The sequence below is a fragment of the Kitasatospora sp. NPDC058063 genome (assembly GCF_042885395.1).
Taxonomy (GTDB): domain Bacteria; phylum Actinomycetota; class Actinomycetes; order Streptomycetales; family Streptomycetaceae; genus Kitasatospora; species Kitasatospora lactacystinica.
The window spans coordinates 342,691-353,560 of the sequence record NZ_JBHVSD010000009.1 but is presented as its reverse complement, the minus strand read 5'-3'; the positions used below and the strand labels follow the sequence as shown (position 1 = coordinate 353,560).

At 72.0% G+C, this 10,870-nt stretch carries 8 protein-coding genes and 1 rRNA gene; 5 read left to right on the top strand and 4 right to left on the bottom strand.

All coding sequences use genetic code 11. The annotated features are described in order from the left end of the window. A 5S ribosomal RNA gene (rrf, locus tag ACFVUY_RS18725) occupies nucleotides 1-91 on the top strand; the annotation flags it as partial. A gap of 63 nt (nucleotides 92-154) precedes the next feature. Here the strand turns inward: rrf and ACFVUY_RS18720 are convergent. After that, on the bottom strand, nucleotides 155-616 hold the full coding sequence (locus ACFVUY_RS18720; protein ID WP_359910530.1) for a GNAT family N-acetyltransferase: 462 nt from the start codon (nucleotides 614-616) through the stop codon (nucleotides 155-157). A 99-nt stretch (nucleotides 617-715) separates the two neighbouring features. After that, on the bottom strand, nucleotides 716-1,507 hold the full coding sequence (locus tag ACFVUY_RS18715) for a VOC family protein (protein WP_387731088.1): 792 nt from the start codon (nucleotides 1,505-1,507) through the stop codon (nucleotides 716-718). A 182-nt stretch (nucleotides 1,508-1,689) separates the two neighbouring features. On the opposite strand from ACFVUY_RS18715, the gene ACFVUY_RS18710 reads away from it, so the two are divergent. The 3 genes from ACFVUY_RS18710 (at nucleotide 1,690) to ACFVUY_RS18700 (ending at nucleotide 6,719) form a co-directional block, all read left to right on the top strand. Beyond that, on the top strand, nucleotides 1,690-3,927 hold the full coding sequence (locus ACFVUY_RS18710; protein ID WP_387685383.1) for an ATP-dependent RecD-like DNA helicase: 2,238 nt from the start codon (nucleotides 1,690-1,692) through the stop codon (nucleotides 3,925-3,927). 225 nt (nucleotides 3,928-4,152) lie between these two features. Beyond that, the gene (locus ACFVUY_RS18705) at nucleotides 4,153-5,442 is read left to right on the top strand and encodes a citrate synthase (RefSeq protein ID WP_359910538.1); all 1,290 of its coding nucleotides are present in this window, start codon (nucleotides 4,153-4,155) and stop codon (nucleotides 5,440-5,442) included. 557 nt (nucleotides 5,443-5,999) lie between these two features. Further along, a complete protein-coding gene (locus ACFVUY_RS18700) occupies nucleotides 6,000-6,719 on the top strand; it encodes an SDR family NAD(P)-dependent oxidoreductase (protein WP_387685386.1) in 720 nt (239 codons plus the stop codon). A 69-nt stretch (nucleotides 6,720-6,788) separates the two neighbouring features. Here the strand turns inward: ACFVUY_RS18700 and ACFVUY_RS18695 are convergent, their stop codons facing one another. Beyond that, on the bottom strand, nucleotides 6,789-9,047 hold the full coding sequence (locus tag ACFVUY_RS18695; protein WP_387731085.1) for a heavy metal translocating P-type ATPase: 2,259 nt from the start codon (nucleotides 9,045-9,047) through the stop codon (nucleotides 6,789-6,791). A gap of 66 nt (nucleotides 9,048-9,113) precedes the next feature. Next, on the bottom strand, nucleotides 9,114-9,332 hold the full coding sequence (locus tag ACFVUY_RS18690) for a heavy-metal-associated domain-containing protein (protein WP_380550273.1): 219 nt from the start codon (nucleotides 9,330-9,332) through the stop codon (nucleotides 9,114-9,116). Nucleotides 9,333-9,514: 182 nt separating this feature from the next. Here ACFVUY_RS18690 and ACFVUY_RS18685 point away from each other — a divergent pair, with 182 nt between their 5' ends. Beyond that, nucleotides 9,515-10,687: a PP2C family protein-serine/threonine phosphatase gene (locus tag ACFVUY_RS18685; protein WP_387731082.1), complete on the top strand. Its 1,173-nt coding sequence runs from the start codon at nucleotides 9,515-9,517 to the stop codon at nucleotides 10,685-10,687. Nucleotides 10,688-10,870 lie beyond the last annotated feature (183 nt).

Here is a 10,870-nt window from a genome sequence, read left to right as displayed (position 1 = left end):
GCCCGGTTACATTCCGAACCCGGAAGCTAAGCCTTACAGCGCCGATGGTACTGCAGGGGGGACCCTGTGGGAGAGTAGGACGCCGCCGAACAATTCTTCAGAAGAACCCCCATCCGGGATCCGGATGGGGGTTTTTCGCGTTTCCGGGCGATTGTCAGAGCTTGAGTTTGAATCCGACGTGCGAGGCAGTGAAGCCGAGCCGCTCGTAGAAGCGGTGCGCGTCCGTGCGCGTCGCGTCGGAGGTGAGCTGGACGAGGTCGGCGCCGAGTTCCCGGGAGCGGTCGACGGCCCAGCGGATGAGGTCGGTGCCCAGTCCGCTGCCGCGTTCCTCGGCGTGGATCCGGACGCCCTCGATGATCGTTCGGGTGGCGCCGGCCCGGGAGAGGCCCGGGACGACGGTGAGCTGCAGGGTGCCGACGGTGCGGCCGGCCCGGTCGGCGACGACCAGGTGCTGGTGGGGGTCGCCGTCGAGGCGGGCGAAGGCGGCACGGTAGGGGGTGAGGTCGTCGGGGCTCTCGCGGGTGGCGCCCAGTGGGTCGTCGGCCAGCATGGCCACGATCGCCGGCAGGTCGTCGGCGGTGGCCCGTCGGATCGTCAGAACAGCCGTTTCAGTCATGATCAGAGACTAGAAGCATGTGCCGAGGCCACCACACCCTGTCTACGCCCGTAGCACCCCTTCACGGCCCTTCTGAAGGGCCGTGGGCCCCATCGGCCGTCACTCCCCGGGCTTGGTGCTGGTGATGACGGCGAAGACGGCGCCGTGCGGGTCGGCCAGTTGGGCCAGACGGCCGACGCCGTGCACGTCCATGGCCGGGATCCGTACGGTCGCGCCGAGGGTGGCGGCGATGGCGAGGCTGGCGTCGGTGTTGGGGACCTCGAAGTAGGGGAGCCAGTGCGAGCCGGTGCCGCGCGCGGTGTGTTCGGGGCCGAGCTGCATGATGCCGCCGTGGGCGTCGTCGGTGCCGCCGCCGGCCGGGGTGAGGACGGTGTACATCACCTCGCCGAGCGGGACGTCCTGCTCCTGCCAGTCGAAGACGGCGCGGTAGAAGGACTTGGCGCGTTCGGCGTCGACGCTGTAGCACTCGGCCCAGCAGAGGCTGCCCTCCTCGGTGACGAGGTCCAGGCCGCGGGTGTCGTGCGGCTGCCAGACGGCGAAGTCGGCGCCGGTCGGGTCGGTGCAGCCGGCCATCCGGCCTGCGGTGAAGACGTCGAAGGGGGCGTAGCGGACGCGGCCGCCGGCCTGTTCGACCAGGGCGGTGGTGCGGTCGGCGTCCTCGGTGGCGAAGTAGAGCGTCCAGCCGGGCGGGGTCGCCTCGTCGGGGATCGGGCCGAGGGCGGCGACGGTCCGGCCGTCGAGCTGGAAGAAGCCGTAGCCGCCGGCCTCGGGGCCGGCGGAGTCGAAGGTCCAGCCGAACAGCGTGGTGTAGAAGTCGACGGACGCGCGGGTGTCGGGGCTGCTCAGGTCGAGCCAGTCCGGGGAGCCGGGGCGGAAGTCGGTGTTGAGCATGGCGGCACTGCTCCTCGGACGGGGCCCGGGCGGGCGCGGTCGACGGCGGTCCCCCTCGGTTCCTCCCAGCCTGGCACCTCGGCCGGGGCGGTGCACGGCAGGCAACGGTTCCGGGGCTGTCGGTACGGGGCGGTACGGTGCGTAGCGGCATTGATCCACCCGTACCGGTCGAAGGGGGTCCGGTGAGCAAGCAGGCGGCGCAGTCCGGGCAGCAGGTGCCGAGCCAGCTCGCGCAGGTCGAGGGCGTGCTGGAGCGGATCACCTATGCCAACGAGGAGACCGGCTACACGGTGGCCCGGGTGGACACCGGGCGGGGCGGGAACGACCTGCTGACGGTGGTGGGCGCGCTGCTGGGGGCGCAGGTCGGCGAGTCGCTGCGGCTGCACGGGCGGTGGGGTTCGCACCCGCAGTACGGGCGGCAGTTCACGGTGGAGAACTACACCACGGTGCTGCCCGCCACGATCCAGGGGATCCAGCGGTACCTGGGCTCGGGGCTGATCAAGGGGATCGGGCCGCGGTTCGCCGAGCGGATCGTGGAGCGCTTCGGGGTGGAGACCCTGGAGGTGATCGAGAACGAGCCGGGCCGGCTGATCGAGGTGCCGGGGCTGGGGCCGAAGCGGACGAAGAAGATCGCGGAGGCCTGGGAGGAGCAGAAGGCCATCAAGGAGGTGATGGTCTTCCTGCAGGGGGTCGGGGTGTCCACCTCGCTGGCCGTGCGGATCTACAAGCAGTACGGCGACGGCTCGATCGGGGTGGTGCGCAACGAGCCCTACCGGCTGGCCTCGGACGTGTGGGGTATCGGCTTCCTGACGGCGGACCGGATCGCCCAGGCGGTGGGCATTCCGCACGACAGCCCGGAGCGGGTGAAGGCGGGCCTGCAGTACGCGCTGTCGCAGAGCACCGACCAGGGGCACTGCTTCCTGCCGGAGGAGCGGCTGATCGCGGACGGGGTGAAGCTGCTCCAGGTGGACGTCGGGTTGGTGATCGACTGCCTGGCGGAGCTGGTGGCGGCGGAGGGGGTGGTGCGCGAGGCGGTCCCGGGGGAGGGCGGCGAGCCGGTGACGGCGGTGTACCTGGTGCCGTTCCACCGGGCGGAGATCTCGCTGGCCAACCAGTTGGTCCGGCTGCTGCGGTCGGACGCGGACCGGATGCCGTGGTTCGGGAACGTGGACTGGCCGGTGGCGCTGGAGTGGCTGGCGAAGCGGACCGGGGCCGAACTGGCGCCGGAGCAGGAGCAGTCGGTGCGGCTCGCGTTGACCGAGAAGGTCGCGGTGCTGACGGGCGGTCCGGGGTGCGGCAAGTCGTTCACGGTGAAGTCGATCGTGACGCTGGCGCTGGCGAAGCGGGCCAAGGTGGTGCTGGCGGCGCCGACCGGCCGGGCGGCGAAGCGGCTGGCGGAGCTGACCGGGGTGGAGGCCTCGACGGTGCACCGGCTGCTGGAGCTGAAGCCGGGCGGGGACGCCGCGTACGACCGGGACCGGCCGCTGGACGCGGACCTGGTGGTGGTCGACGAGGCCTCGATGCTGGATCTGATCCTGGCGAACAAGCTGGTCAAGGCGGTGGCGCCGGGGGCGCACCTGCTGTTCGTGGGGGACGTGGACCAGTTGCCCTCGGTGGGCGCCGGGGAGGTGCTGCGGGATCTGCTGGCCGAGGGCGGGCCGATCCCGTCGGTGCGGCTGACCAGGATCTTCCGGCAGGCCCAGCAGTCCGGCGTGGTGACCAACGCGCACCGGATCAACGAGGGCAGGCCGCCGCTGACGGACGGTCTGGCGGACTTCTTCCTGTTCGCCGAGGACGACGCGGAGCGGGCGGCCGGGCTGACGGTGGACGTGGTGGCGCGCCGGATCCCGCAGAAGTTCGGCTTCGACCCGCGCCGGGACGTGCAGGTGCTGGCGCCGATGCACCGCGGCCCGGCCGGCGCGGGGAACCTGAACACCCTGCTCCAGGCGGCGGTGACGCCGGCCCGGGAGGGGCTGGCCGAACGCCGCTTCGGCGGGCGCACGTTCAGGGTGGGGGACAAGGTCACCCAGATCCGCAACAACTACGACAAGGGGCGCAACGGCGTCTTCAACGGCACAGTGGGAGTGGTGACCGCCCTGGCTGTCGACGACCAGCGGCTGACGGTGCTCACCGACGAGGACGAGGAGGTGTCGTACGACTTCGACGAACTGGACGAGCTGGCCCACGCGTACGCGGTGACGATCCACCGCTCGCAGGGCAGCGAGTACCCGGTCGTGGTGATTCCGGTCACCATGTCCGCTTGGACGATGCTCCAGCGAAATCTGCTCTACACCGCTGTGACCAGGGCGAGGAAACTGGTGGTGCTGGTGGGGTCACGCAAGGCGATCGGGCAGGCGGTCCGGGCCGTCAGCGCAGGTCGGAGGCACACCGCGCTCGACCATCGGCTGACAGCTGGATGATTATCCAACGGGATGGTTGCCTCTAATGTTCTCTTGACGTGAAGAGATTTACGGCAGAGCCTAGGGTGGTGCCGATCTTGTCCGGTTCGTACCGGCTGCGGCGGCAGGTTTTGTAGGGGCGGGCCCTTTCGGGCCACCCCGGGTGCGCGACTGTCCTCCGGATGGGGGATGGTAGAGACAGTCAGGGCACCTTGGAAGAGGATTCATTTCGTCGGTGAGGAAGACGTGAGCGACAACTCGGTAGTACTGAGGTACCAGGACGGCGAGTACGAGTACCCCGTCGTCGAGAGCACTGCGGGCAACTCCGGCTTCGACATCTCGAAGCTGCTCCCGCAGACCGGCCTGGTCACCCTGGACAACGGCTTCGGTAACACCGCCGCGTACAAGTCCGCGATCACCTTCGTGGACGGTGACAACGGCATCCTGCGGTACCGCGGCTACCCGATCGAGCAGCTCGCCTCCGATGGCGGCTTCATCGAGACCGCGTACCTCCTGATCAACGGCGAGCTGCCCAACGCGGACCAGCTGGCGGAGTTCAACCGCGAGATCACCCAGCACACCCTGCTGCACGAGGACGTCAAGCGCTTCTTCCAGGGCTTCCCGCGGGACGCCCACCCGATGGCCATGCTGTCCTCGGTCGTCGGCGCGCTGTCCACGTTCTACCCGGAGAGCCACAACCCGTTCGACGCGGCCCAGCGCCACCTGTCGACGGTCCGCCTCCTCGCCAAGCTGCCGACGATCGCCGCGTACGCGTACAAGAAGGCGATGGGCCAGCCCTTCGTCTACCCGCGCAACGACCTGAGCTACGTCGAGAACTTCCTGCGGATGACCTTCGCCGTCCCCGCCGAGGACTACGAGCTCAACCCGGTCGTCGTCAACGCGCTGGACAAGCTGCTCATCCTGCACGCGGACCACGAGCAGAACTGCTCGACGTCCACCGTGCGCCTGGTCGGCTCCAGCCACGCCAACCTGTTCGCCTCGATCTCGGCCGGCATCTCGGCCCTGTGGGGCCCGCTGCACGGCGGCGCCAACCAGGCCGTGCTGGAGATGCTGGAGAGCATCCAGAAGGACGGCGGCGACGTCGACGCCTTCATCACGAAGGTGAAGAACAAGGAAGCCGGCGTCAAGCTGATGGGCTTCGGTCACCGGGTCTACAAGGCCTTCGACCCGCGCGCCGCCCAGGTCAAGCTGCTCGCGCACGAGGTCCTCGGCCAGCTCGGCAAGAGCGACGAGCTGCTGGACATCGCGCTCAAGCTGGAGGAGCACGCCCTCAAGGACGACTTCTTCATCTCGCGCAAGCTGTACCCGAACGTGGACTTCTACACCGGCCTGATCTACCGCGCCATGGGCTTCCCGACCAGCATGTTCACCGTGCTGTTCGCGCTCGGCCGGCTGCCGGGCTGGATCGCCCACTGGCACGAGATGATCAACGACCCGACCAGCCGGATCGGCCGTCCGCGCCAGATCTACACCGGCACCGCGATCCGCGACTACGTCCCGCTGGACGCCCGCTGACCGTGGCGGAGCCGACCACCGGCCCGCGCGGAAGCTGAGAGGGGCCCGGCCGCTGTCGAGCGGCCGGGCCCCTTCGCGTCCCGGTGGCGCGCCCGAGGGCCCGCGCGGGGACGGAACCGTACGGCGCACGACTCCGGGGTCGGCCGCAGCCGGGGACGGCCGCTCAAAGCGTCCCAGGCCCGCCAGAACCCCGGCGTCGTGCGCGAAGGCCGTCGGGTTCGACGACCGTTCCCGGGGCCCGCCGGAGCCCCGTCGGCGACAGTTCTGGAAGCGCGGGGACACATTGCCGTTCAGCGTGTCCCCGCCCATCGGAAAAACTGCCGCACTACCAACCTAAGACGTATCAGGGTGCGAGAAGTTACGCCCGGGGGGTGTGAGCTGCCTCTCGCCACGCTCCGTGTGCGCGTCGTACCACGCCCATATCACACCTTCGCTCGCGCGGGACGTCACCCTCCCCGCAGTCACGGCAACCGAGCGTGATAGGAATCGTGGCATTCCGGTACGGACCGTCGCGCACATTCGCCGCGCGACGGCGGAACTGGGGAGGGAGTGCGCAGATGGCCAGGAACGTCGTCGTCACCGGCGGTGGCACGGGAATCGGGTACGAAGTCACGCGGCGGTTCGTCGAGGCCGGCGACCACGTGGTGATCGTGGGGCGCCGCCGGGCGGTCCTGGAGAAGGCCGCGGCCGACCTCGGACCGAACGTCACCCCGCTGGTGTGCGACCTCGCCGACCCGGACGCCGTCGAGGCCGCGCTCGCCGAACTGCCCGAGCGCATCGACGTCCTGATCAACAACGCCGGCAGCCGCGAGACCGTGGTCGGCGGCGGACCGCACGCCCTGCTGGCGCGCTGGCGCGGCGACTTCGAGCGCAACGTGCTGACCGTGGTGCTGCTCACCGAGTCGGTCCGCGACCGGCTCACCCCGGGCTCCGGCCGGGTGGTCACCGTCAGCTCCATCGCCGCCCTGCGCGGGGCCGGCTCGTACGGCGCGGCGAAGGCCTCGCTGCACGCCTGGAACCACTTCCTGGCCGCCCAGTTGGGCACCTCGGGCATCACCGCCAACATCGTCGCGCCGGGCACCGTCGCGGGCACCGAGTTCTTCGGGCCGCGGCTGGACGAGGCCGAGGTCGCCCGCCGGGCCGCCCGCACCCTGCTCGGGCGGATCGGCGAGAGCGGCGAGGTCGCGGCGGCGGTGCACTTCCTGGCCTCGCCCGAGGCCGGGTTCATCACCGGCGAGATCCTGCACTGCAACGGCGGCGAGCTGCTGGGGCGTTGAGCCGCAGGGCGTCGAGACGGACGGCGGGCCCCGACCGGTAACCGGTCGGGGCCCGCCGCACGTACGGGCTCAGGCGGGCCGGAAGCGGCGCAGCCGCAGGCTGTTGGTGACCACGAAGACCGAGGAGAAGGCCATCGCGGCCCCCGCGATCACCGGGTTGAGCAGGCCGGCCGCGGCCAGCGGGATCGCCGCCACGTTGTAGCCGAAGGCCCAGAACAGGTTGCCCTTGATGGTGCCGAGGGTCCTGCGGGAGAGCCGGATGGCGTCGGCCGCCGAGCGCAGGTCGCCGCGGACCAGGGTGAGGTCGCCGGCCTCGATGGCGGCGTCGGTGCCGGTGCCCATCGCCAGGCCCAGGTCGGCCTGGGCGAGCGCGGCGGCGTCGTTGACGCCGTCGCCGACCATCGCGACGACCTTGCCCTCGGCCTGCAGCCGCTTGACGGTGTCGACCTTGTCCTGCGGCATGACCTCGGCGATCACGTGCTCCGGCGCGATGCCGACCTCGGCCGCCACGGCCTCGGCGACCAGCCGGTTGTCGCCGGTGAGCAGCACCGGGGTCAGACCCAGTGCGCGCAGCTTGCCGATCGCCTCGGCGCTGGTCGGCCTGACCGCGTCGGCGACCTCCAGCACGGCCCGCGCCTCGCCGTCCCAGCCGACCGCGATCGCGGTGCGGCCGGCCGCCTCGGCGGCGGACTTGGCGCGGGCCAGGGAGGGCGGCAGGTGCTGTGCGCGGTCGGCCAGCAGGGCCTCACGCCCGGCGACCACCGTGCGGCCCGCCACGACCCCCTCCACGCCCAGTCCGGGCACGTTGCGGAAGTCCGTGACGGCGGGCAGTTCGCCGGCCTCGGCGGCGGCCTCGGCGACCGCCCGGGCGATCGGGTGCTCGGAGGCGTGCTCGACGGCGCCGGCCAGGCGCAGCGCCTCGGCCCGGTCCACGCCCTCGGCGGTGTGCACGGCGACCAGGGCCATCCGGCCGGCGGTGACGGTGCCCGTCTTGTCGAGGACGACGGTGTCGACCCGGCGGGTGGTCTCCAGCACCTCGGGGCCCTTGATCAGGATGCCGAGCTGGGCGCCGCGGCCGGTGCCGACCATGAGCGCGGTCGGGGTGGCCAGGCCCAGGGCGCACGGGCAGGCGATGATCAGCACGGCGACGGCGGCGGTGAAGGCCTCGGTGGGGCTGTCGGTGGCCAGCAGCCAGACCACCAGGGTGGCGAGGGCGATCAGGATGACGACCGGGACGAAGACGGCGGAGATCCGGTCGGCCAGCCGCTGGGCGGCGGCCTTGCCGTTCTGGGCCTCCTCGACCAGCCGGGCCATCCGGGACAGCCGGGTGTCGGCGCCGACCCGGGTGGCCTCGACCACCAGCCGCCCGCCCGCGTTGACGGTGGCGCCGGTGACGGCGTCGCCGACGGTGACCTCGACCGGGACGGACTCGCCGGTGAGCATTGAGGCGTCCACGGCCGAGGCGCCCTCGACCACCACGCCGTCGGTGGCGATCTTCTCGCCGGGGCGGACCACGAAGCGGGTGCCGACCGTCAGCCGGTCCACCGGCAGCCGTACCTCCCGGCCCGCCCGCAGAACGGCGACGTCCTTGGCGCCGAGGTCGAGCAGGGCGTGCAGCGCGGCGCCGGCCCGGCGCTTGGAGCGGGCCTCCAGGTGGCGGCCGAGCAGGATCAGCACGGTGACGGCGGCGGCGGTCTCCAAGTAGAGCGTGGCGGAGGCATCGGTGTCGCCGACGGACAGCGAGAAGGCGTGGTGCATCCCGGGCAGGCCGGCGTGGCCCAGGAACAGGGCCCAGCAGGACCAGCCGAAGGCGGCCAGGGTGCCGAGCGAGACCAGAGTGTCCATGGTGGCGGCGCCGTGCCGCAGGTTGGTCCAGGCAGCGCGGTGGAAGGGCAGGCCGCCGTAGGCCACGACCGGGCCGGTGAGCGCGAAGGCCAGCCACTGCCAGTTGTCGAACTGGAGGGCCGGCACCATCGACAGCAGGACCACCGGGACGCTGAGGACGGTGCTGATCAGCAGCCGGTCCCGCAGGGTGTCGGGGCGTCCGGTCGGAGCGGTCCGCTCGGGTTCGGGGGCGGCGGGCGCCGGCGGCGGGGGGACCTCGGCGGTGTAGCCGGTGCGCTCGACGGTGGCGATCAGCTCCTCGACCGTGGTGCCGGGGCCGAAGTCGACCCGGGCCTTCTCGGTGGCGAAGTTGACGGTGGCCTCGACGCCGTCCATCCGGTTGAGCTTCTTCTCGATCCGGGCGGCGCAGGAGGCGCAGGTCATCCCGCCGATCGACAGCTCGACCCGGTCCCGGGCCCCGAGGTCCGGGGTGGACGTGCTCATGCGGATCAGCTCCTCGGTCGGGCGGCCGGCGGGGGCGCCGCGGCGGCCCCCACCGTGCCGGGTGGGTCAGGCGCTGCGACCGACCAGCTCGTAGCCGGCCTCGTCGATCGCGGCGCGCACCTGCTCGTCGTCCAACGGGGCGGCGGAGGAGATCGTCACGGTACCGGCCGTGGAGTCGGCGGCGACCCCGGTGACCCCGGCCAGGGCGGAGACCTCCTCGCTGATCGCCTTCTCGCAGTGGCCGCAGCTCATGCCGGACACGGTGTAGGTGATGGTGGTGGACATCGGAGGCCTCCGGGAGGTCCGGGCGGCCCGGGTGTTCGTCCGGGACGCGGCGCTGGCAACGACTCTTGCGACAACACCATACCCCTCCAGGGTATTCCCGGAGACGGCGGGGCGGAATGCTCCGCAGCGCGGGGAGCCGGGCCGGTCGGGCCTCCTCCGTGATCGTCCCTTATGTTCGATATGTGTTTCCGCTCCGCCGCGCCCAGTCTCCCTCGGCCCCCACGGCAGCCGGACTGCCGCCGGACCGGCAGCGCGGCGCCCTGCTCGCCGCCGACCTCCAGGACGTCCCGTTCTGGCGGCGCGCCACGCCCGCGCTGATCGCCGTCCTGCTGGTCGGGCTCGCGGACTTCCTCTCCGGCAAGGACCGCTACCTGGCCCCGCTGATGACCGTGGTGCCGACCATCGCGGCGCTGACCCTGAAACCCCGCGAGCTGCTCCTGGTGTGCGCGTTCGGGCTGGTCACGGTGTTCGGGCTCAGCCACTACGACGAGGTCGACAACATCAACGACGCCCGCTTCCTGTACGGGGCGATGGTCAGCTACGTCGTCCTGACACTGTTCTCGGCCTGGGTCGCCAAGATCCGGATGCGGCGCGCGGCGGCCTTCGCGGCCGTCAGCTCCGTCGCCGAGGCCGCCCAGCGGGCGCTGCTGCAACTGCCCGGGCCGACCGTCGGACCGCTGCGGCTCGCGGTGCGGTACGTGTCGGCGGCGGACGCCTCACGGATCGGCGGCGACCTGTACTCGGTGCTGGAGACGCCGCACGGCACCCGGGTCGCGGTCGGGGACGTCCGGGGCAAGGGACTGGCGGCGGTGCAGACCGCGGCCGTGGTGCTGGGCGCGTTCCGCGAGGCGGCGTACGACGAGGCCGGGCTGCGGGGCGTCGCGGCGCGGATCGAGGCCAGCGTCGAACGGCACGTTCCGGACGGGGAGTTCACCACGGCACTGTTCGCGGAGTTCCGTACGCCCGGCGCGATGGAACTGCTGCAGTACGGCCACGTGCCGCCGATCCGGGTGGACCCCGAGGGGCGGGCGCAGGTGCTGCACGCGCCCGACCCCTGGGTGCCGCTGGGCCTCGGCCGGCTGGCGACGGGGGAGCCGACCACCTGGGGGCAGCCGTTCGCCGAGGAGGACGTGCTGGTGCTCTGTACGGACGGGGTGATCGAGGCGCGGCACCGCACGAGCGGGGAGTTCTACCCGCTGGCGGAGCGGGTCGGGCCGCTGGTGCGGGGAGCCGCGCGCTCGGCGGGGGAGCTGGAGGCCGCGGTGGGCCGGGTGTACGCGGACCTGCTGGCGCACACCGGCGGGGAGCTGCGGGACGACGCGTTGCTCCTGCTGATCGCGCGGACGGACGGGTGAGGGGCCCCTGCGGGGCGGGCTTGCGGGTGGGGGCTTTCGGGAGGGTGGGGACGGGGCGGCTCCGGGGGTGGCCGCTCCGAGGGGCTGGATGATTTTCAGACTGCCGACTTTGGGGGTGGGGTTGGCCGCCGTTGGCAGTCTGAAAATCACCCGCAACGCCCCTCTCCGGGCCACCCCCTGCGC